Annotated in this window: 21 protein-coding genes, 1 pseudogene and 1 riboswitch; of the genes and pseudogenes, 9 read left to right on the top strand and 13 right to left on the bottom strand. The window is 64.5% G+C overall.

Going from position 1 to position 20569, the window contains the following annotated elements:
• Positions 1–42 precede the first annotated feature (42 nt).
• Positions 43–450, top strand: coding sequence for an RT0821/Lpp0805 family surface protein (locus JJC00_RS11860; RefSeq protein WP_200472737.1), 408 nt, complete (start codon positions 43–45; stop codon positions 448–450).
• Positions 451–576: 126 nt separating this feature from the next.
• Positions 577–1548: a DnaJ C-terminal domain-containing protein gene (locus tag JJC00_RS11865; protein WP_200472738.1), complete on the top strand. Its 972-nt coding sequence runs from the start codon at positions 577–579 to the stop codon at positions 1546–1548.
• A gap of 356 nt (positions 1549–1904) precedes the next feature.
• Here JJC00_RS11865 and JJC00_RS11870 read toward each other — a convergent pair whose 3' ends face one another.
• The gene (locus JJC00_RS11870; RefSeq protein WP_200472739.1) at positions 1905–2675 is read right to left on the bottom strand and encodes an anti-sigma factor family protein; all 771 of its coding nucleotides are present in this window, start codon (positions 2673–2675) and stop codon (positions 1905–1907) included.
• 106 nt (positions 2676–2781) lie between these two features.
• Positions 2782–3270: an RNA polymerase sigma factor gene (locus JJC00_RS11875; RefSeq protein WP_200472740.1), complete on the bottom strand. Its 489-nt coding sequence runs from the start codon at positions 3268–3270 to the stop codon at positions 2782–2784.
• Positions 3271–3441: 171 nt separating this feature from the next.
• On the opposite strand from JJC00_RS11875, the gene fabI reads away from it, so the two are divergent.
• The 4 genes from fabI (at position 3442) to JJC00_RS11895 (ending at position 7363) form a co-directional block, all read left to right on the top strand.
• Positions 3442–4263, top strand: coding sequence for an enoyl-ACP reductase FabI (fabI, locus tag JJC00_RS11880; RefSeq protein ID WP_200472741.1), 822 nt, complete (start codon positions 3442–3444; stop codon positions 4261–4263).
• 12 nt (positions 4264–4275) lie between these two features.
• Positions 4276–4875 (top strand): histidine phosphatase family protein, encoded by a 600-nt coding sequence (locus JJC00_RS11885; protein ID WP_200472742.1) that lies wholly within the window; start codon positions 4276–4278, stop codon positions 4873–4875.
• A gap of 124 nt (positions 4876–4999) precedes the next feature.
• Entirely contained in the window at positions 5000–6088 is a 1089-nt protein-coding gene (gene aroC / locus JJC00_RS11890) for a chorismate synthase (RefSeq protein ID WP_200472743.1), read from the top strand.
• 84 nt (positions 6089–6172) lie between these two features.
• Positions 6173–7363: an adenylate/guanylate cyclase domain-containing protein gene (locus JJC00_RS11895; protein ID WP_200472744.1), complete on the top strand. Its 1191-nt coding sequence runs from the start codon at positions 6173–6175 to the stop codon at positions 7361–7363.
• Positions 7364–7513: 150 nt separating this feature from the next.
• Here the strand turns inward: JJC00_RS11895 and clpS are convergent, their stop codons facing one another.
• The 5 genes from clpS to JJC00_RS11920 are packed head-to-tail and all read right to left on the bottom strand — an operon-like array spanning position 7514 to position 10263.
• Positions 7514–7825: an ATP-dependent Clp protease adapter ClpS gene (gene clpS, locus JJC00_RS11900; protein WP_200472745.1), complete on the bottom strand. Its 312-nt coding sequence runs from the start codon at positions 7823–7825 to the stop codon at positions 7514–7516.
• Positions 7826–7869: 44 nt separating this feature from the next.
• Entirely contained in the window at positions 7870–8211 is a 342-nt protein-coding gene (locus tag JJC00_RS11905) for a DUF190 domain-containing protein (protein WP_200472746.1), read from the bottom strand.
• Positions 8212–8213: 2 nt separating this feature from the next.
• On the bottom strand, positions 8214–8639 hold the full coding sequence (locus JJC00_RS11910) for a CrcB family protein (RefSeq protein ID WP_200472747.1): 426 nt from the start codon (positions 8637–8639) through the stop codon (positions 8214–8216).
• Positions 8640–8645: 6 nt separating this feature from the next.
• Positions 8646–9035 carry a fluoride efflux transporter CrcB gene (gene crcB, locus JJC00_RS11915; RefSeq protein ID WP_200472748.1) on the bottom strand — a complete coding sequence of 130 codons (390 nt, stop codon included), beginning with the start codon at positions 9033–9035 and terminating at the stop codon, positions 8646–8648.
• 19 nt (positions 9036–9054) lie between these two features.
• A complete protein-coding gene (locus JJC00_RS11920) occupies positions 9055–10263 on the bottom strand; it encodes an MFS transporter (RefSeq protein WP_200472749.1) in 1209 nt (402 codons plus the stop codon).
• An 86-nt stretch (positions 10264–10349) separates the two neighbouring features.
• Positions 10350–10429, bottom strand: a riboswitch (Fluoride riboswitch).
• 305 nt (positions 10430–10734) lie between these two features.
• On the opposite strand from JJC00_RS11920, the gene JJC00_RS11925 reads away from it, so the two are divergent.
• Positions 10735–11592 (top strand): DUF1194 domain-containing protein, encoded by an 858-nt coding sequence (locus JJC00_RS11925; protein WP_200472750.1) that lies wholly within the window; start codon positions 10735–10737, stop codon positions 11590–11592.
• Between the two features lie 126 nt (positions 11593–11718).
• Positions 11719–12311 (top strand): annotated as a pseudogene (locus tag JJC00_RS11930) (hypothetical protein).
• A 46-nt stretch (positions 12312–12357) separates the two neighbouring features.
• On the opposite strand, the gene JJC00_RS11935 reads toward JJC00_RS11930, so the two are convergent.
• Together JJC00_RS11935 and JJC00_RS11940 are read right to left on the bottom strand one after the other, a co-directional pair.
• A complete protein-coding gene (locus tag JJC00_RS11935; RefSeq protein ID WP_200472751.1) occupies positions 12358–13203 on the bottom strand; it encodes a nucleotidyltransferase domain-containing protein in 846 nt (281 codons plus the stop codon).
• Positions 13204–13481: 278 nt separating this feature from the next.
• Positions 13482–14540, bottom strand: coding sequence for a class I SAM-dependent methyltransferase (locus JJC00_RS11940; protein ID WP_200472752.1), 1059 nt, complete (start codon positions 14538–14540; stop codon positions 13482–13484).
• Between the two features lie 242 nt (positions 14541–14782).
• On the opposite strand from JJC00_RS11940, the gene JJC00_RS11945 reads away from it, so the two are divergent.
• Complete coding sequence (locus JJC00_RS11945; protein ID WP_200472753.1) at positions 14783–15361, top strand: hypothetical protein; 579 nt, start codon at positions 14783–14785, stop codon at positions 15359–15361.
• 5 nt (positions 15362–15366) lie between these two features.
• Here the strand turns inward: JJC00_RS11945 and JJC00_RS11950 are convergent, their stop codons facing one another.
• From JJC00_RS11950 to dxs, 4 genes are all read right to left on the bottom strand, one after another.
• Positions 15367–16611, bottom strand: coding sequence for a class I SAM-dependent RNA methyltransferase (locus JJC00_RS11950; protein ID WP_200472754.1), 1245 nt, complete (start codon positions 16609–16611; stop codon positions 15367–15369).
• The gene (locus JJC00_RS11955) at positions 16604–17338 is read right to left on the bottom strand and encodes a TlyA family RNA methyltransferase (protein WP_200472755.1); all 735 of its coding nucleotides are present in this window, start codon (positions 17336–17338) and stop codon (positions 16604–16606) included. The genes JJC00_RS11950 and JJC00_RS11955 overlap by 8 nt, the downstream gene beginning before the upstream one ends.
• Before the next feature lie 26 nt (positions 17339–17364).
• Entirely contained in the window at positions 17365–17919 is a 555-nt protein-coding gene (locus JJC00_RS11960; RefSeq protein WP_200472756.1) for a nucleoside 2-deoxyribosyltransferase, read from the bottom strand.
• 179 nt (positions 17920–18098) lie between these two features.
• A complete protein-coding gene (gene dxs, locus JJC00_RS11965) occupies positions 18099–20027 on the bottom strand; it encodes a 1-deoxy-D-xylulose-5-phosphate synthase (RefSeq protein ID WP_200472757.1) in 1929 nt (642 codons plus the stop codon).
• Positions 20028–20569: the final 542 nt, after the last annotated feature.

Below are 20569 nucleotides of genomic sequence, written 5' to 3' on the forward strand. Positions count from 1 at the left end.
GGACGGGTTGGCCTATCGGTGATGCGGCCGTCGGGCCTTGCCATGACGATGATTTTGATCGGGCTCGGCGCCGGCGGATGCAGTCTGTCCCGCACTGACACCAACGCCTATGCCAAGGCCGACGACAACGACCTCACCGGTTCGATCGTGCGGCCGGCGAAGGACGCGCCCCCAACCGAGACCGATCTCGCCTTCGCCCGCAACGCCGCCTCCGACGTGTTGAGCAAGGGCGACAAGGATGCCAGCCAGCACTGGGAGAATCCGGAAACCGGCGCGCGCGGCTCGGTGACGCCGATCGCGCAATCCTACGCCGCCGAGGATGGCCGCAAGTGCCGCGATTTCCTGGCGAGCTATGTCAACGGGACGACCGAAAGCTGGCTCCAGGGCGCCGGCTGCCAAAGCAGCCGTGGCCGTTGGGAGATTCATACGCTAAAGCCGTGGCGGAGCTAGGAATCAGGCTGGTCGACTAGTTGCAAAAATACCACTCGCCCCCCACATGAGGCTCAGGTGGGGCGGGGAGCCCTTTTGAACATTTGGATTTCCCGGGATTGGATTTCCCAACAGGAGACGTGACGGATGCGCGACCCCTATGAGGTCTTGGGGGTGCCGCGGAGCGCCAACGCTGCCGCGATCAAGAGCGCCTATCGCAAGCTGGCCAAGAAGCATCATCCCGACAGCAACAAGGGTGATCCCAAGGCCGCCGAGCGCTTCTCCGAGATCAATTCGGCCAACGAGATCATCGGCGACGAGGACAAGCGCAAGCAGTTCGACCGCGGCGAGATCGACGCCGAGGGCAAGCCGCGCTTCCAGGGTTTTCCGGGCGGCGGCGGACCGCGCGGGCGGCCAGGCGCAGGTCCCGGCGGCTTCGAGAGCTATACGTTCCGAGGCGGCGGGGCAGGCCCCGGCCAGGGCGCCGGCGCTTTCGAGGACATCCTCAACAGCATGTTCGGCGGCGGGATGCGCGGTGCGCGCCCCGGGGCCGGCGGCGGGGCCCAGTTCGAATTCGACACCGGCGGGATCGGGCTCGATCTCGACGTCAACGTCGCTATGTCCGTCGCGCTGGAAGAATCGGTCCAGGGTGGCGAGAAGCGCGTCCGGCTGCCGAATGGCAAGGAACTCAACGTCAAGATTCCGGCTGGCGTCGTCGAGGGCCAGCAGATCCGGCTGCGGGGCCAGGGCGAGAGCGCCCAGGGCCATCCGCCCGGAGATCTCCTGATCACCATCAGCATCGCGCCGCATCCCTTCTTCAAGATCGAGGGTGCTGATCTCAGGATCGACCTGCCAATTACCCTCTACGAGGCTGTGCTCGGCGGCAAGGTCCGTGTGCCCACGCTCGGTAACGCAGTGGAATTGTCGGTTCCGAAAAACACCTCCAGTGGCCGGACCTTCCGCCTCAAAGGTAAGGGCTTGCCGAGATCTGGAGGAACCGGGGATCTCTTCGTCACCATCAGGATTATGCTACCGGACGGGAACGACGCCGAGCTTGAAGCATTGATGGAGAAGTGGCGGGACCAACACCCCTACAATCCACGTAGCGGGCTTGGGTAGGGCGAGTTCGAACTGAAGGGATTCTCCTAAAGGTCTAGGGCATCTTCCAACGGATGATGCTCGTCATATGCCCGAGGCGTGGTAGCGCTTTTCGGCTCGAATGCTCGACGTGTCGGATGTCCGGCGGGGCAGCCGATAGAGAGGTGCGGCCTCGAGAGGGGGACCAGCGCGGTACCAAAAACCCCAATCGAGGCCGCCCGCGTCGATCGGCGGATCGAACGCCGCTCATATTCGCGTGAACACCCGGTGCGATAATGAGACGCATACATGTTCTGATTCCAAATTTTCAATGACGGAATCGAGGCACGGCGCGGTTTGAAGGATGCCCATGGGAAGCTTGGGCCATGACGGGTTGTTCAACCGCCGTTTTTCTCGGCCTGGTCATAGACCGCCTGCGCCACCTTGGTCAGCCGATCGCGGTCGCTGCCGCCGCTGACGACGTAGCCGACGCCGCGGTCGGCCCAGAACAGTGCCCCGTCCTTGCCTTCTTTGGCGTAGCGCATCTGTGTTGCGCCGCTCTCGGTCTTGGCGGTGTAGATCGTGTAGCGCTCGCCCGAGGCGCCCTCATACATCAGGAAGGACGCCGGCCCGTTCGGCCCCGGCAGCAGCCGGCCGCCGACCAGCTTCAGCCCGCTCGCCTCCAGATTGGGGGCGAACACGGTCCAGCCGCAGCGCCGGGTCAGCCAGGCCTGGAGGTGGTCGCGCTCGTTGCCGCCGACCTCGACCGGATGGCGGACCTCGACGACATAGAGGCGGTGGGCGTCGAGCGCATCCGTCGTAAAGCTCTGGAAGGTCGTGGGTGCGTTGGCGGCGCCATGCGCCACCCAGCCGGCCGCGCCGCCGGCAACGAAGGCGACCAGCGCAGCCGCAACCGCACCATAAAGCCATTGCCGCGGACGGCGCTCCAGCCGTTCGAGCTCCAGCCGGGCCGGCACCGGCTCCTGGGCAACGCTGTCGTAGCGGGCGTGTAGCATCTCGGCCATGGCACGCCAGGACTGCACCCGCTCGGCATCATCAAGATGTGCGGCAAGCCAGGCCTCGACGTCGGCGCGGCGCTCGGGCGGCAGCTCGCCGTCGACAAAGGCATGCAGCTCGTCTTCGGTCACGGGAATATCGCGGTCGTTCATATCGGTCGTCTCTGGCTCTGCGGCCCAAAAAATCTTACGCGGTTCAACTGCGCTGCTTCTCTCTCCGTGCAGCGGACGCGGCCTGCGCGATGCATCAATCCTGCCATCATTTCACCCGCCTGAGCGTCGGGCGCTCACCCTCCAGCGACGCCTTAACGTGTGCGCGGGCGCGCGCCAGGCGGGACATGACGGTGCCGATCGGCACGCCCTGGATGTCGGCGACCTCGCGGTAGCTCATGCCCTCCAGCATCACCAGCAGCAGCACCGAGCGTTGCTCCTCGACGAGCGTCGAGAGCGCCCGTTCGATGTCGCGTCCTTCGGCCTCCGTCCCGCTGGCATCCGGGTTGTTCTCCGTCAGCTGCATGAATTGCGGCCGCCTTGCGAGCGACCGCCGCCGGTTCTTGTTGAGGTTGGTCAGGATCGTGTAGAGCCAGCTCTTGACATCGCCTCCGAGAAACAATCGCTCCGAACGCAACGCACGCACCAGCGTGTCCTGCACCAGATCGTCGGCCGCATCCGCATCGCGCGTGAGCGCGCGGGCGTAGCGGCGCAACGCCGGGATCATGGCTTCCACGCTCTGGCGAAACGCGCTCATGCCGTCTGGACGTCCTTCACATCAGGCGCGAGCGCCTATAGCGATCATAACACCCGAACGGAACGGCTATTCCGGCGCTGGAAACAGCGTTAACGCCACGTAATAGGGCTGTACCGCAGGGGAGGGCTGGTGTACCTCCAGACCTTAACGAGAGCCACAGGACGTTAGCAAATGGCGCAGAATTCAGGTCTGATGCAGGGACTGATGCAAGGCAAGCGCGGGGTCATTCTCGGGGTTGCCAACAACCGCTCGATCGCCTGGGGCATCGCCAAGGCATGCCGGGCGGCCGGCGCCGAACTCGCCTTCACCTATCAGGGCGATGCGTTGAAGAAGCGCGTCGAGCCACTGGCTGCCGAAGTCGGTGCACTTGTGCTCGGCCATTGCGACGTCACCGACGCCGCGACGATCGATGCGGCCTTCGAAGGCCTCAAGGAAAAGTGGGGCAAGATCGACTTTGTCGTGCACGCGATCGCTTATGGCGAACAGCTCGACGGCCGCTACGTCGACACCACGCCGGAAAACTTCTCCAAATCGATGCTGATCTCCTGCTATTCGCTCACCGCGCTCGCGCAGCGCGCCGAGAAGCTGATGACCGCCGGCGGCTCGATCCTCACGCTCAGCTATTACGGCGCCGAGAAGTGGATGCCACGTTACAACGTGATGGGCGTGGCGAAGGCCGCACTCGAAGCGAGCGTGCGATATCTCGCCGCCGACCTCGGCGAGAAGGCGATCCGCGTCAATGCGATTTCTGCAGGGCCGATCAAGACGCTTGCCTTCGCCGGCATCTCGGATTCCCGCCTGCTGCTGAAATACAACGAGGTCAACGCACCGCTGCGGCGCAACGTGACGATCGAGGAGGTCGGCGACAGCGCGGTCTATTTCTTGTCGGACATGTCGCGCGGCGTCACCGGCGAAATCCATCACGTCGATTCCGGATACAACGTGCTGGGCATGAGCCGGCCCGAGGCATCCGGTACGGTGCCGAAGGACTAATCGCTACGCGGAATGCCCGTGCCCACGATCTATTATCTTCGCCACGGCGAAACCGAGTGGAATGCGCTCGGCAGGCTCCAAGGCATCAAGGACATTCCGCTGAACGCGCGCGGCCGCAGTCAGGCCGTGCAGGCAGGCCTCATCCTGGGCGACCTCCTCCAGCGGGATGGCAAGGACAAGGCGGCGCTGCCTTATGTGTCGAGCCCGCTCGGCCGTGCGCGCCAGACCATGGAACTGGCGCGCGGCAAGCTCGAATTGCCTGTTACGGATTATGCGCTGGACGATCGCCTGCGCGAGATCGGCTACGGCAGCTGGGAAGGGCTGACGCTAGCCGAGAGCGAGGCGACAGATCCCGACATCTATGCCAGGCGCCTCGCCGACAAATGGACGGTGGGGCCTGCGGGCGGGGAAACCTACGCCGATGTGCAGGTCCGCGTGCGCGCCTGGTATGACGAGCTTCGGACCGACACCGTCGCGGTCGCCCACGGCGGCACCTGCCGGGCCCTGATGGTTTCGCTCGGCCTGGAGACGCCGGCCAGTGCCGCCGATCTCTATATCGAGCAGGGCGCCGTCTACGTGTTCCGCGACGGCCGGCTGGACAAGTATAGTTAGGACAACCCACCGTCATTCCGGGTTCGATGCTCCCGCATCGTCCCGGAACGACGGGAACAGGGTTGAATGCGGTGTTTCCGGGCGCTACCACAGGTCAGCACCTGACCTTACGAGCTAGAGACTGATGTCCTTCAACACCTTCGGCCACATGTTCCGCGTCACCACCTTTGGCGAGAGCCACGGAGTGGCGATTGGCTGCGTGGTCGACGGCTGCCCGCCGATGATCCCGCTGACCGAGGCCGACATCCAGCAGGACCTCGATCGCCGCAAGCCGGGCCAGTCGCGCTTCACGACCCAGCGCCAGGAGCCGGACCAGGTCAAGATCCTGTCCGGCGTGATGGCGCATCCGGAGACCGGCGTGCAGGTCACCACGGGCACCCCGATTGGGCTCCTGATCGAGAATACCGACCAGCGCTCGAAGGACTATTCGGAAATCAAGGACAAGTTTCGCCCCGGTCACGCCGACTTCACCTATGAAGCGAAGTACGGTCTGCGCGACTATCGCGGCGGTGGCCGCTCCTCCGCACGCGAGACCGCAATGCGCGTCGCCGCCGGTGCGATTGCGCGAAAGGTGCTGCCCGATGTGAAGGTGCGTGGCGCGCTGGTGCAGATGGGCCCGCACAAGATCGACCGCGAGAAGTGGGACTGGGACGAGATCGCCAAGAATCCGTTCTTCTGTCCGGACAAGGACAAGGCTGCGTTCTTCGAGACCTATCTCGACGGCATCCGCAAGAGCGGCTCCTCGATCGGCGCGGTGCTCGAAATCGTCGCCGAAGGCGTGCCGGCTGGTTTGGGCGCGCCGATCTACGCAAAACTCGATTCCGATCTGGCGGGCGCGATGATGACCATCAACGCGGTGAAGGGCGTCGAGGTCGGTGCCGGCTTCGGCGCTGCCGAGCTCACCGGCGAAGAAAACGCTGACGAGATGCGCACCGGCAATGACGGCACGCGCTTCCTGTCCAACCATGCCGGCGGCGTTCTGGGCGGCATCTCCACGGGACAGCCGGTAGTGGTACGTTTCGCGGTGAAGCCGACTTCGTCGATCCTGCAGCCACGTCTCACGGTCGATCGCCAGGGCGCCGATACCGAGATCTTCACCAAGGGCCGCCACGACCCCTGTGTTGGCATCCGCGCCGTCCCGGTCGGCGAGGCCATGATGGCTTGCGTGCTGGCGGATCATTTCATCCGGGATCGCGGACAGGTGGGGCGGTAGAGCGCCGTGCTTGAAGCTTTTGTGTGGCGCCACTAGCCCACCGCGCAGCTTGACGATTCCACAACTTCGTCGGCAAATGCGGGCATGGAAAGCTCCGGGCTTCAGCGCGTCCTGAACTGGTTGATTGACGGCGCGAGGTCTTCGGGGACTTCAGCCGACATGATCGCCGCCGTCTGCGAGCGCTTGGTCGATGCCGGCCTGCCGCTGTCGCGGTTCGGCATCTTCATCCGCACGCTGCATCCGGAAATCTTCGGCCGCAACTTCATTTGGCGGCAAGGGCAGGAAGTTGAAATCGGCACCGTCGATTTCGAGATTCTCGAGACGCCCGAGTTCGCCAAGAGCCCGCTTCGCATCGTGTTCGAGCAGGGAATCGAGGTACGGGGCCGCATGGACGATCCCGACAGCAGGCGGTTTCCGTTTCTCGACGATATGCGTGCCGAAGGCGTGACCGACTACATCGCGGTGCCGATGCCGTTTCTCGATGGCTCGATCCATGCCACGAGCTGGGTCACGCGGCATCCCGGCGGCTTCAGCGATGACGACATCGCGACGATCCGAATGATCATGGCGCCGCTAGCGCGGGTCAGCGAGATCGTCACCCTGCGCCGTACAGCCGAGATGCTGCTCGACACCTATGTCGGCAACCGCGCCGGCGCACGCATTCTCGGCGGCCAGATCCGTCGTGGTCATAACGACACCATGCAGGCTGCGATCTGGCTGTCGGATCTGCGGGGCTTCACCGCGTTGTCGGACCGGTTGCCGGCCGAGACGGTGGTCGAGATTCTCAACCATTATTTCGACTGCCAGGTCACGGCGATCCGCGGCCACGGCGGCGAGGTGCTAAAATTCATGGGCGACGGACTGCTGGCGGTGTTTCCGATCGACGAATATGTCGGCGATGCCGCCCATGTCTGCACGCGCGTGCTGGAGGCCGCACGCGAATCCCGCGCGAGCGTCGAGGCGCTCGCCTTTCCGGTCGGCGATGTCGTCGAGCGCTTCCGCTTCGGCGTCGCGCTGCATGTCGGCAACATCCTCTACGGCAATATCGGCGGCGGCAACCGGCTCGACTTCACCTGCATCGGGCCGGCCGTCAATCTCGCGGCGCGGATGGAAAAGATCGCGGGCCGGCTGGGACGCACCGTCGTGGCGTCAGAAGGCTTTGCCGATGTCTGCCAGCACGACTGGCGCGATCTCGGTGATTTTCCGATCGCGGGATTTTCCAAGGCGCAGCGTGTGTACGGGCTCGCCGAGGAGACGCCGGTGGTGATGGCGTGAAGCAGGCGGGCCGCCCACGACCGTCCAATTCCGTCAGATCGAGATCGCTGACACCGACGCCTTCCGTGCCGCCGTCGATCCCGGTCGACGGCACCTATCACGACGAGATCCTCATGGCGCGGCTCAGGGATGAGCTTGAGGCGGTGCGTCCTACTCCTCCGGCTCGGTCGTGAACAGCAGCGGATAGCCCTTGGCGCGGCCGGCGTCGGTGGCGCGGGTGGCCTTGGTCTCCGCGACGTCCTTGGTGAAGACGGCGACGACGCAGGCGCCGAGCTTGTGCGCGGTGATCATGACCTTGTAGGCCTGATCCTCGGTCATGCGGAATTCGGCCTTGAGGATCATCGTGACGAACTCACGCGGCGTGTAGTCGTCGTTGATCAGGATGACCTTGTGCAGCTTTGGCCGCTCGACCTTGGTCCTGGTCCTGGTCCTGGTTTTCGGCGTGGTGACAGTGTCGTTCATTCCGCCTCCTGGACACGGCGGGCTCGGGTTCCCAGCCGGAGCGATCAGCTCGCGGCTTTCGTACCATATTGGAGGACCTGCACCTTCTCCAAGGTGATCAGGCCGCTCGACATCATGCCGTCCAGGATGGGCAGGAATGCGTTGATGTTGTCCTCGCTGTCGACGATCTCGATCAACAGCGGCAGGTCTTCCGAAAGCCGCAGGATTTTCGAGGTGTGCAGCCGGCTCGACTTGCCGAACCCCATCGGCCCGCGCAGCACGGTGGCACCCGCAAGGTGGCGCTCGCGCGCCGTCATCACGATCGCTTCATAGAGCGGCTTGCCGTCGAAATGGTCGCTCTCGCCAATGAAGATGCGGAGTAAAACAGCCTGATTGGGGATCTGCATGGTCAACTCCTGGTCAAGCGGTTGTAGCGGCTCGCCATCATATGCCCAGCCCATACCGACACCAACCAGCAGCCGACGGACGCCGCGACATAGGCGAGTGCCGTGTATTTCATGCCGCCGTGAAACAGACGGAAAGTCTCCAGGCTGAATGTCGAGAAGGTGGTGTAGCCGCCGCAGAAGCCGGTCATGACGAACTGCCGGTGCTCAGGCCGCGCCAGCATGCGGCCGTCGGGGCCGGTCAGCGTCGCGTAGAAGCCGATGATGAGCGAGCCCGTCGCGTTGATGAACAGCGTCGCGAAGGGAAAGCCGGGGCCGGTGTCGAGGGTGAGTCCGGCCAGATAGCGGGTCAGCCCGCCGACAACGCTGCCGGCAGAAACCCAGGCATAGAGCATCGCCGTACGCCAGCGGTCGGCAGAGGAGGAATTCATCTGCCTCTAGCCTCCCAGGCTGTCCGCAAGGAGGAAGCCGCAGCTCACAGCCGCGAGGCACAGTCCGACCGAGAACACGACATTGCCGAGTGCGTGCACCGGCTCACCGTTACGGGCGAGTGTCAGCGTTTGCAGGCTGAACGAGGACACTGTGGTGTAGCAGCCGAGGAAGCCCGTCACCGCGAATAGCCACGGATTGGGCGCGGCAAGCACCGAGCCGGAATGGGTCGCGAGCGCGCTGAAGATGCCGATCAGGAAGGCGCCGGTGACGTTGATTGTCATGGTGCCCCAGGGAAAGGTCTCGCCCAGCCGCCGCGCGATCACGCCGGAGACGAAATAGCGGGCGCAGCCGCCCAGCACGCTGCCGACCACGATTGCGATCACTCCGCTCAGCACGATGAATAGCCTCCCGTCCTCACTTGTTCTCCGTTGTCAGACCATTCCTGACAGCGAGCAGCCCCACGAGCGCGACCAGCGCGAAGCCGAGCCCGGCAAGGAACGTGACCGCCGGCCCATAGGCATCCCATAGCGCGCCGGCGATCACGCTTGCGGCCAGCAGCGCAAGGCCCGTGAACAGGTTGAAATAGCCGAAGGCGGTGCCGCGCAAGTTTGGTGGTGCAGTATCGGCGACGAGCGCTGAGAGCAAGCCTTGAGTCAATCCCATGTGCAGGCCCCACAGCACGATGCCGAGCGCGAGGCCGGACAGACTAGGCAGCAGCGCGAGCACGAGGTCGGCGCCGGCGAGGAAGACCAGGCCAAGCGCGAGCAGGGCGGTCCGGTTGATCCGGTCCGACAGCACGCCTGCGGGATAGGCCGAGAGCGCATAAGTGATGTTCATCAGCACCAGCACCGCCGGCACCCACATCGCGTTGAGGCCGATGTTCTGCGCGCGCAGGATGAGGAAGGCCTCGCTGAAGCGGGCGAGCGTGAAGATGATGCCGACCGCGACGACGCGCCAGTACACGGGTCCAAGCTGCCGCATGGCGGCGGTGTTGAGTGGGTTCTTCGCGGGCTCGCGGCTAGCATCCGGCTCCGGCTCTTTGACCGCAAATGCGATCAGTCCGAAGGACAAGAACGCCGGCACCACGGCTACCCAGAACACGGTGGCAAAATGGTCCGCCGTCCACCACATCAGGCCGATTGCGGCGAGCGGGCCGACGAAAGCGCCGACCGTGTCGAGCGACTGCCGCAGGCCGAAGCTCGCGCCGCGCAGGCCGATGGGCGAGATGTCGGCGATCAGCGCATCGCGGGGCGCGCCGCGAATGCCCTTGCCGACGCGGTCGATGAAGCGCGCCGCGACCAGCCAGCCGACGCTGGGGGCGAGTGGGAACAGCGGCTTGGTCAGGGCGGCCAGGCCATAGCCGAGGGCGGCGAGCAGCTTGCGCCGGCCGAGCCAGTCCGACAATGCGCCGGAGAAGATCTTCGTGATCGAGGCGGTCGCCTCCGCGACGCCTTCGATAAAGCCGACGGTGAGCGTGGAGGCGCCGAGCACGGTGACGAGATAGACGGGCAGCAGCGCGTGGATCATCTCGGAGGAGATGTCCATCAGCATCGAGACGAAGCCGAGCACCCAGATTCCCCTGGGTAGCCTGGTGCGCGAAACAGTCGGTGTGGTCGTCGTCACGTCCTGACCTTCGTTTCAGGCAACAAAAAACCCGCCACCGGCGGGCTTGTCCATGCTCCCGCCAAAGGCAGAGACTGATTGCCTCGCCTCGAGCAGCAGTCATCAGCCCACTACGGTCATGCGACCGCCGGGCGGTTGTTCGGGGGACTCCATCCCCGTCTGTGCAGTCAGCCTAGCATGGAAATGGCGTGGAACAAGAGATGTCCCCCGTCATTCCGGGGCGATGCGCAGCATCGAGCTCCGGTGCGCAATTGCGCTCCTGAGAATCTCGAGATTCCGGGTTCTCGCTTCGCGAGCCCCGGAATGACTTGTATGTTGTCACGCGTCTTCCTGCGGCACGACCATGGCGACGCAGCGGCATTCTTGCGCAAGCTCGCAAATCTCTAACCTGAATGTGAAGCACAAGCGATCTTCGCGCTTTGCGGCAAGGCGTTTGCATGTCACCATCGCGTCATACGACGGGAGACTGCGATGCGATTGCTGTTCTCGATCGGGGCTGTGCTGGTGGCCGGCGTGCTTGCTGGAGGGGATGTCGCGGGCGTCGCGGCACCAGGGCCAAAATTACATCAACCGCAGCGACAGGCGGCCGACGGTGATGCGCAATCGGTCGATGTCGAGCTGATCCTCGCGGTTGACGTCTCCTATTCCATGGACATGGATGAGCTCGCGGTCCAGCGCGAGGGTTATGCGCTGGCGATCCAGTCCAAGGAGTTTTTGCAGGCGCTGAAGGTCGGCCCCAATGGCAGGATCGCGGTGACCTATTTCGAATGGGCTGCATCCTCCGATCAGAAGATCATCATCCCGTGGCGCCTCATCGACGGACCGGAGACGGCGGACGCGGTCGCCGCCGAGATCTTGAAGACGCCGATCCGGCGCGCCTCACGCACCTCGATCTCCGGCGCGATCGGATTTGCGATGCCGCTGTTCGATGAGGATCCCTATCGCGGGATTCGCCGCGTCATCGACATCTCCGGCGACGGCCCCAACAACAATGGCGGCCCGGTCACCGTGGCGCGCGACGCCGCACTCGAGAAAGGCGTCGTCATCAACGGCCTGCCGATCATGGTCAAGGAGCCGTCCTATTCGACCATGGATATCGACAATCTCGATTACTACTACGAAGACTGCGTCGTCGGCGGTCCCGGCTCCTTCGTCATCGCGATCAAGGATCGCGACAAGTTCAAGGAAGCGATCCGGACCAAGCTGCTGATGGAAGTCGCCGGCCGCACGCCCGACCGTCCGGTGGTGCACGCTGCGGACAAGGAGAAAGAGCCGCGCGTGAACTGCATGATCGGCGAGAAGATCTGGTCGGATCGCTGGGGCCGCTGAAGGTCGATCGCGATGAGGCCGTTTGCCTCATCGTGTCGGGTGGTTGAAATTAACCGCTCGTTAAGTGTGGCGTGGTCCTAATCCAATTGTTTCTGAATATTTCAGACACTGCTTCCGAGCAGATTCATGGCCATCGTCACGCAGAGCACCAGCCAGATTTCGCCCGCCAATGAGCGGATGTATCACCATGCGCTCTGCTCGGTGAATGGAAGGGCAATTGGGCGGGCAACAACCAGCCCGTCGGCTTCAAGGTCGTGAACATTCGCGGCAGCCGTGCCCAGGTCGAGTACACCCACAACGGGCACACCGAGCGTGGTTTTGCCCAGATCAGCGGCTCGCTCATCACCTTCGGCTCGGTGACGGTCGGCACGAAGGACGGCAAGAACCTAGTGCCGTTGTTCTCCGCGGGCGGCGCCGGCAAGCAGACCGCAACCCTCGAGAAGCAGGCGCCGCCGGCCTCCGACAGCCGTCTGATGGGAAGCTGGGGCGGCTAGTCCAGCGACAACGGCAAGAGCGCAAGCTTTCGCGTGCTCGCCGTCAACGGCAATGAAGCGCAGGTCAGCGTCACCACCGACGGCATCACCCGCCAGGGCACCGGCATTGTCTACAAGAACGTCATCATGTTCGGGCAGTCGCAGATCGCGACCGACGACGGCCAGAACGGCAAGATCATCTACCAGGTCGGCAACAAGTCCTTCATGGTGCCGGTGACGAAATAACCGCCGGCCGACTCGTCGTCCTCGGTGGACAGAACGGCGTAGCCGCTCACGGCTGCTTCCCGCTCGACTGCGTCAGCGTCTGCAATTGCCGATCGATTTCTCGCGACACGTCGCAGGCGGGCGCAAGGGCGTCTTCGCCAATCAGCCGCCAGACCTCCTTTGCCTGTTCGGCCAGATGCGGAATCGTCAGCGGCAGGTGCGCCGCTTCCAGCAGCGCCCCCTTTTCATTGATGAGATAGCGCTCGTTCAGCGCGAACAGGACCTGTGCGACGCAGGCAAGCGATCGGTAGATGCACCCGCCGACGTGGGTCTGCTCGCCGCGCGCGACGGCAAGCTCGGCGTTGTCGATGCCGAATGACACCTCCCACCGAAAGCGCCGGATCAAGGCATCGCGCAGTGGCCGCGGATAGGGCTGTGCGATCGATTTCAGCTGGGCGATCAGGGCCTGCGGATCGTGCAGCGGCTGGCAGTAGGCAATCTCGCCCATCCAGATCGCAGAGCAGAAGCCGTGCGGATGGCCGGGCTGGTAGTCCATGGTGACGATGCCGGCGCGGCAGGAGTCCATCACCGCTTCGACGGCGTCGGCATTGCGGTAAAGCAGATCGACCTTGTGTCCGTCGACCGCGAGCCACGCACCGCCGACGATCCACGGCCCCCATTCGCCGATTGGCGTCACCGAAGTGGCTGCGGGGCTGTCGGCGATCGCTTTCACGGCTGCCAGCAATCGTTCCGTATCCAGCGGGATCGCCGCCGTGAAATAGAGACCGATATCGTAGTCGGACGCCTGATGCGCGCTGCTCCGCGCACGCGAGCCGCCGAGCACGATGGCTGCGATGCCCGGCACCGCGGCAAGAGCGGACGTCAAGCGCGTGAGCAAAGGATCGTGCGGCATGAACGGTGTCTGCTGTCTTTACAAGCGGCGGCAGCGGCGCCACGCCCTCGTCCGGTGCTTCCGCCTGCTTCGCGACCAATGTCATCAAGACCAGGTCTTAATAGCCGATCAGGCCGATGATATCTATGATGCCGCCGAACGATCTCGCTTGCCAGATGGGAGAACCGCATGACCGGCGGGCCCCCGATGATGGTTGGCGCCGCAACCGTCTTCGTCACTTTCGGGATGGGGATGGACGCGGCGCTTGACGTGGTCGGCCGCGCCCGTCGCGATCAAAATCAGATCCGCGCCTCCAGGATCAGGTTGAAGGGTGTCTCGGCGGCGCGGCGGAAGCGTGACAATCCGCCTTCGCTCGCGACCTTGCGCAGCCTTGCCTCGCCGGCTTGCGCGCCGAGTGCAAGGCCCACCTCCTGATCGAGCGAGGCCGGCGTGCAGATCATGGTCGACGCCGCGTAATAGACGCGCCCGACCGGGTTGAGATTATCTTCGAGGCGGTCGCCCGCGAACGGCTCGACCAGCATGCAGGTACCGTCCTTCGCCATGGTTTGACGCACGTGGCTGATGGCGCCGACGGGATCGCCCATGTCGTGCAGGCAATCGAAGAAGCAGACGAGATCGTAGCCCTCGGCCGGATAGGTCTTGGCCGAGTGGACCGCGAAATTCACCCGATCGCCGAGCTTGGCCTCGGCGGCCGCCTTGCGCGCCGCCTCGATCGAGCCCTCGTGATAGTCGAAGCCGTAGAAACGCGAATTGGGAAAGGCCTCCGCCATCAGTCGCGTCGAGACGCCGTGCCCGCAGCCGATATCGGCAACCTTGGCGCCGCGCTTCAGCTTGTCCACGACACCGTCGAGCGCGGGCAGCCACTCCTGCACCAGATGATGCATGTAACCGGTGCGGAAGAAGCGGGCGGTGCCGCAGAACAGGCACTCGCTGCGCCGGTTCCAGCCGACCCCCTTGCCGCTCTTGAATGCGTCCGTAATCTTCGGCTCGTCGAGAAACGCCGCGGCAATGACATTGCCGACCGCACCGAGGAACACCGGGCTGTCCTCGTCGGCCAGTGCCATCGCCTGTTCCGGCAGCATCGAGAATTTGCCCGACGCGGAATCGTATTCGACGTAGCCGGACGCCGCCTGGCTCGCCAGCCACTCGCGAACGTATCGCTCCTTCGTTCCGGTGGCGCTCGCGAGCTCGGCGGGGTTCATCGGCCCTTTGGCGGCGAGGGCGCGGTAGAGGCCGAGCTTGTCGCCCAGCAGGACCAGTGATGCGTTCATCGCGGCCCCAACTTCGGTGATCATCTTGCCCATAAAGGCATTCAACCTGTCGGAATTGACCTCCATGACAGCCTCCATACGAGCGTTGGGCATTTTCAAGGGTCTGCGCAATTGCGCGCTGCGGGACCGCGCCAGGCTTCGCGGTCAAAGCCATGGCCTGAACTTGCGCGTCCTCTCAATGGGTCAATCCGCCACGGAGGAGGTTCAAAGCGTCAGGCAGGCGTGATCGGGAACTCGCGAGGCGTCGCCTTGCTGGCATTCGCGTTGCCCGGAGGGTATAATTCGAGACGTTTTGGACGGTAGCCTGAATGTCACGCCTCACAGCTTCTTGCGGATTCGCAGTTCTCTTCGCCGTGCTTGGCCTCGGTGGAACGCCGGTTCACGCGCAGGTTGCGCCGCTACAGTATTTTATACCGGGCGGGCCTTTCGGCTTTGGCGGCAGCGATACCTACGGCAACTCTTCGAGTGTCGATGCGAGCGGGCGCACCACTTTTGCGAACGGCTTCTTTGTCGGAAGCCAACGCGGCAACCTCAATTGGAGCGGCCTGGGCCAGACAGGTGTGACCGGCAATTTCAGCGCGCTGTCCTACGATAGCACGCAGTTCGGCTACAACATGAAGACCACGGGCGGCACGCCCGTCACGTTCTTTGCCGGCTTCGACACGCTGAAATATGGCAACGGCATCGGCAGTTCGGTTGCGCCGCTGACCTCCGGCGCTGCGCCCGGCTATGGCGGATTTGCCGGTGTCGAGTTCAAGCCGACGTCGAACCTCAGCCTGTCCTTCGGGGCCGGGTTCACCCAGCGAGATTCGGGCCGCATGGACAGCGATATCAGATCGGACATGCTGCCCGGCGAGTCGCCGGCGCTCGGCCAGCTACGGCGCTGAAGACTTCATCGCGTAAACTTAGCCACCAGTTCGACATGCGGCGTGTGGCGAAACTGGTCCACCGGCACGACACTCTCGATCTTGTAGCCGCCGTCGATCAACAGCCGCGCGTCGCGCGCGAAGGTGGCAACGTTGCATGAGACTGCAACCACGACCGGCACCTTGCTCGCCGCGAGTTTCAGCGCCTGCGCCTGTGCCCCCTGGCGCGGCGGATCGAACACCACGGCGTCGAAATCGCGCAGCTCCGGCGGCACCAGCGGACGGCGGAACAGGTCACGCGGCTCGGCCTTGATCGGCTTCAGCCCCGACGTGCGCGCGGCTTTCGCCAGCGCGGCGATGGCGCCGGCGTCGTTGTCGTAAGCCGTGACGCGCGCCTTCTCGGCGAGCCTGAGGGCAAACGGGCCGACGCCGCAGAAGAGATCGAGAACCTCCTTGGCCTTGCCGACGCGCTCGGCAACGAGTGCAGCGAGGGTCTCTTCCCCCGCTACCGTTGCCTGCAGGAACGAGCCCGGCGGCAGCGCCACTTCAGCACGGCCCATCCTGATCGTTGGCGGCAGACGTTGCAGCACCAGCTCGCCATGCCGCGTCAGCCGCGCCAGGCGATGCTGCTCGGCAACGCGCGACAGCGCCGTGACCAGCGGCGTCGGCAACGGCCCGGAGCCGCGCACGTCGACATCGAGACCGTTGGCCGTCGCGGTGACCTGGATATCCAGCGGTTTCGTCACCGGCATCTTCGATGTCAGCGGCTCTGCGAGCGCCCAGGCGGCATCGAGCGCGCCGTCGAGCGCGGGATCGAGGATCGGGCAGCGATGGATCGGGATGACGTCGTGCGAGCTCGCCGCCGAGAAGCCGACCTTTAGCACGTCATGCGTGCCGAACCTGCCATGCAGCGTCACGCGCCGACGGCCCGCGCCGTGGGCATCGACCAGCGGCGCCACCTCGCAATCGATGCCGGCCTGGGCCAGCGTCTCGACCACGATGTTGCGTTTCCAGGCGTGATAGGGCTCCGCCGCCCAATGCTGGATCGCGCAGCCGCCACAGACCCCGAAATGCGGGCAGAACGGCTCAACGCGCTCGGGGCTTGCGACGTCGACCGCGAGCAGCTTGCGGCGGTCTGGATGGCCGCCGACATGGTCGACCTCGACACTCTCGCTGCCAAGCGTGTAGGGCACGTAGACCGCATCGCCGGTCGTGAGCGAGACGCCATCGCCGCGATGGCCGACATGATCGATCGTGATGCGTTCAACCACGGCGCGCACCCAGGAAGAATTCGATGTTGCCGTCGCCGCCCGCGATCGAAGAGGGAAACACGGCGATGTCGGTGCAGCCGAGCGACGCGGCAAAGGCTGCGATGTCGTCGCAGATCTCCTGATGCACCGCGGCGTCGCGGATGATGCCCTTCTTGTTGTGCTTCCGATCGGCCTCGAACTGCGGCTTGATCAGCGCCAGCAGGCTCATCGGGGCGGCTGCCAGCGACAGCGCCACGGGCAGCACGATCTTGAGCGAAATGAAACTGACGTCGATGACGACGATATCGGGCCGCGCTGGCAGTCGCTTGCCCTCATAGCTGCGAATGTCGGTCTCCTCCATCGACACGATCCTGGGATGATCGCGCAGCGAGGCATGGAGCTGGCTGGTGCCGACATCGATGGCGAATACCAGGCTCGCGCCGTTCGCCAGCAGCACCTCGGTAAAGCCGCCGGTAGATGCACCGACATCGAGGCAGACATGATCCTCGATCTCGATGGGGTAGCGCTCGAGGGCACCTGCGAGCTTGACGCCGCCGCGCGAGACGTAGGGGTGCGCAGGCTCGGCCTGGATCACCGCGTCCTCGGCGATCGTCTCCGAGGGTTTTGCGACCTGCTTGTCGTCAGCCGTGACGAGGCCGGCCTCGATTGCCGCGCGCGCCCGCGCCCGGCTCTCGAACAGGCCGCGCTCGACCAGCAGAACATCCGCGCGCTTGCGGGCAGGGGGCATGATCTCTCCGGAGACGGTTGAAACGTCTATGTAGCGATCAATCGCGCGGCCGCCATCCGGACGCAAGTCTCGAACGCGGCGAGATCGTGCCAGACGTCGGCCGGCGGTTCTGCCGGCGTCACCAGCGGGCAGCCGTGCAGCTCCAGCGCATGGATCATCATGAGATTGTCGACGAGACCGAAATCCTCGACCGTCAGTCCCTGCGCATCGACCAGCCGGCCGTCCTCGGAGGTGACGGCCATGTAACGGCCGACTCGGTCGGCATAGGTGGTCCCATCGTTGGAATAGGCCAGGCAAAACTTGCGACGGCCGGCCATGTAGCCGAGCTCGTAGACCGTACCCGGGTCGGCACCGGCGCCGCGGAACGGGGTGAGATTGGCGATGATGGCGTCGGCCGCGTCCATCATCGCCTCGTTGCCGCGGAAGATCTGCCGCGACGCATCAGGCGCGGAGAGGTCGATGGCGTTGTCGAGGGGATAGAGGCCGGTGAGCCCGTGAGCAGCGCAGATCGCGGCCTTCTGCCGGCCGATCCCGACCGCATCCGGCAGGAACACGTCGGGACCTGCCAGATAGATTTTCATGAGAACTGCTCAGGAGAAATCAGGCGAGTTGCGAACCGCGGCAAAAACTGCGCTCCCTCCCCCGCTCGCGGGGGAAGATTGGGGAGAGGGTGTCTCCGCAACGGGACAATCCCCTAGAGGAGAGAGCCCTCTCACCCGCGCCTTCGACCTCTCCCGCAAGCGGGAGAGGTGAACAAGCCTCAGGCGAGCTTGACCGTCTCGGTCTTGACGTCCTTGCCGAGCGCTTCGAACACCTTGGCGACGATGCCCTTGGCGTCGAGACCGGCGCGGGCGTACATCGCGTTCGGCGTGTCGTGATCCTGGAACACGTCGGGCAGGACCATCGTGCGGAACTTGAGCATGCCGGTGTCGAGCACGCCCTGATCGGTCAGGAACTGCGCGACATGCGAGCCGAAGCCGCCGATCGAGCCTTCTTCCACCGTGATCAGGACGTCGTGGTCGCGCGCGAGCTTGAGCACCAGCTCGGTGTCGAGCGGCTTCATGAAGCGCGCATCGGCGATCGAGGTCGAGAGGCCATGGGCGGCGAGCTCGTCGGCCGCCTTCTCGCATTCGGCCAGACGCGTGCCGAAGGAGAGCAGGGCGATCTTGCTGCCCTGGCGGATCATGCGGCCCTTGCCGATCTCGAGGGGAACGCCGACGTCGGGCATCTCGATGCCGCGACCTTCGCCGCGCGGATAGCGCAGCGAGCTCGGACGGTCGTTGATCGCAACCTGGGTCGCCACCATGTGGACGAGCTCGGCTTCGTCGGCTGCCGCCATGATCACCATGTTCGGCAGACAGCCGAGATAGGCGTTGTCGAACGAGCCGGCATGCGTCGCACCGTCCGCGCCGACGAGGCCGGCGCGGTCGATGGCGAAGCGGACTGGCAGGCTCTGGATCGCGACGTCATGGACGATCTGATCGTAGCCGCGCTGCAGGAAGGTCGAGTAGATCGCGCAGAACGGCTTGTAGCCTTCGGTCGCAAGACCGGCGGCGAAGGTGACCGCGTGCTGCTCGGCGATGCCGACGTCGAAGGTGCGATCCGGGAACGCCTTGTTGAAGATGTCGACGCCGGTGCCCGACGGCATCGCCGCGGTGATGGCGACGATCTTGTCGTCCTTCTCGGCTTCCTTGACCAGGCTCTGGCCGAACACGTTCTGGTAGGCCGGCGCGTTCGGCTTGGCTTTCGCCTGGGTGCCGGTGGCGACGTCGAACTTGACGACGGCGTGGTACTTGTCGGCGGACGCTTCAGCCGGGCCGTAGCCTTTGCCCTTCTGCGTCACGACGTGGACCAGGATCGGGCCGGTCTCCATGTCGCGGACGTTCTTCAGCACGGGCAGGAGATGGTCGAGATTATGGCCGTCGATCGGGCCGACGTAATAGAAGCCGAGCTCTTCGAACAGCGTGCCGCCGTCCATCATGAAGCCGCGGGAATATTCCTCGACGCGGTTGGCGCGGTTGGCGAGGATCTTCGGCAGGCGCTTGTTGATCTGTTTGGCCGCATCGCGCAGCGTGCGATAGGTCTTGCCGGAGTAGAGGCGCGAGAGATAGGCGCTCATGGCGCCGACCGGCGGCGCAATCGACATGTCGTTGTCGTTGAGGATGACGATCAGGCGCGAGTTCATGGCGCCCGCGTTGTTCATGGCCTCGTAGGCCATGCCCGCCGACATCGCGCCGTCACCGATCACTGCTATAACGTTGTTCTTGCCGCCAGCGAGGTCGCGCGCGACCGCCATGCCGAGACCGGCCGAGATCGAGGTCGAGGAATGCGCGGCGCCGAACGGATCGTAGTCGCTCTCGCTGCGCTTGGTGAAGCCGGACAGGCCGCCGCCGGTGCGCAGCGTGCGGATGCGGTCGCGGCGTCCGGTGAGGATCTTGTGCGGATAGGCCTGATGGCCGACGTCCCAGATCAGCCGATCGCGCGGCGTGTCGAACACGTAGTGGATCGCGGTGGTGAGCTCGACAACGCCGAGGCCCGCGCCGAAGTGACCGCCGGTCACCGAGACGGCATCGATGGTCTCCTGACGCAGCTCGTCGGCGACCTGGCGAACCTGTTCGACCTTGAGCTTGCGCAGGTCGTCCGGCGTCCGGATAGTGTCGAGAAGCGGCGTTTTACTGTATGCGTTCACGGCGATTTCCAATTTGTCAGCACCGGAAGATTGTTCCGGTGCGCGATGGGTTTGCACAATGTCGGCGCAGCGCGAGTCCTTAAACCGTCGGAGCCACCTGCATGGGGCAAAGCCCCGTCTTCAAGCTTAGGTGAGCTTAAGTGCGCTCCGGTTCAGTCTCTGTGATCCCTGTCACGTAGATCGGCTTCGTCCGTCCCAGCCAATTTCATTAGCGATTTGAAGCGCTTGTCGTCGGAAATCGGTCCCCACGTCAAAGCTAACAAAAAGCCACACTCCGCGCAGCTTTACACCAAAGCTTGGGCCAAAGCCAACCCGCCCGACCGACTACGGGTATGCAGGTGCAACCGGCGGGCTAATTTGGTTAATCTCGGCGCCGGAGGGGAGGTTCCAATTCTGCCCGGTTCCTTGGCAGGATTCTGGGCATAAGAACAGCTATTTTGGCGTGATTCGCCGGGTCAAAACGCAGCGGCGAGGGAATTCGCCAATTCTGCTGCCCCGCCACCCGGTCCGCGAGCGGCGACAGCGGCGTGCGATCTTGAAAA

The sequence above is a fragment of the Bradyrhizobium diazoefficiens genome, assembly GCF_016616885.1.
GTDB classification, from domain to species: domain Bacteria; phylum Pseudomonadota; class Alphaproteobacteria; order Rhizobiales; family Xanthobacteraceae; genus Bradyrhizobium; species Bradyrhizobium diazoefficiens_F.

Coding starts and splice junctions, on each gene's coding strand:
- JJC00_RS11935 (WP_200472751.1), bottom strand. CDS start 13,203: ATGCCGCACGATCCTTTGCTCACGCGCTTGACGTCCGCTCTTGCCGCG.
- JJC00_RS11955 (WP_200472755.1), bottom strand. CDS start 17,338: ATGCCCCCTGCCCGCAAGCGCGCGGATGTTCTGCTGGTCGAGCGCGGC.
- JJC00_RS11875 (WP_200472740.1), bottom strand. CDS start 3,270: ATGAGCGCGTTTCGCCAGAGCGTGGAAGCCATGATCCCGGCGTTGCGC.
- JJC00_RS11910 (WP_200472747.1), bottom strand. CDS start 8,639: ATGAATTCCTCCTCTGCCGACCGCTGGCGTACGGCGATGCTCTATGCC.
- JJC00_RS11905 (WP_200472746.1), bottom strand. CDS start 8,211: ATGCAGATCCCCAATCAGGCTGTTTTACTCCGCATCTTCATTGGCGAG.
- JJC00_RS11895 (WP_200472744.1), top strand. CDS start 6,173: ATGGAAAGCTCCGGGCTTCAGCGCGTCCTGAACTGGTTGATTGACGGC.
- fabI (WP_200472741.1), top strand. CDS start 3,442: ATGGCGCAGAATTCAGGTCTGATGCAGGGACTGATGCAAGGCAAGCGC.
- aroC (WP_200472743.1), top strand. CDS start 5,000: ATGTCCTTCAACACCTTCGGCCACATGTTCCGCGTCACCACCTTTGGC.
- JJC00_RS11885 (WP_200472742.1), top strand. CDS start 4,276: ATGCCCGTGCCCACGATCTATTATCTTCGCCACGGCGAAACCGAGTGG.
- JJC00_RS11960 (WP_200472756.1), bottom strand. CDS start 17,919: ATGAAAATCTATCTGGCAGGTCCCGACGTGTTCCTGCCGGATGCGGTC.
- clpS (WP_200472745.1), bottom strand. CDS start 7,825: ATGAACGACACTGTCACCACGCCGAAAACCAGGACCAGGACCAGGACC.
- JJC00_RS11945 (WP_200472753.1), top strand. CDS start 14,783: ATGTCACGCCTCACAGCTTCTTGCGGATTCGCAGTTCTCTTCGCCGTG.
- JJC00_RS11860 (WP_200472737.1), top strand. CDS start 43: ATGACGATGATTTTGATCGGGCTCGGCGCCGGCGGATGCAGTCTGTCC.
- JJC00_RS11870 (WP_200472739.1), bottom strand. CDS start 2,675: ATGAACGACCGCGATATTCCCGTGACCGAAGACGAGCTGCATGCCTTT.
- JJC00_RS11865 (WP_200472738.1), top strand. CDS start 577: ATGCGCGACCCCTATGAGGTCTTGGGGGTGCCGCGGAGCGCCAACGCT.
- JJC00_RS11940 (WP_200472752.1), bottom strand. CDS start 14,540: ATGGAGGTCAATTCCGACAGGTTGAATGCCTTTATGGGCAAGATGATC.
- JJC00_RS11925 (WP_200472750.1), top strand. CDS start 10,735: ATGCGATTGCTGTTCTCGATCGGGGCTGTGCTGGTGGCCGGCGTGCTT.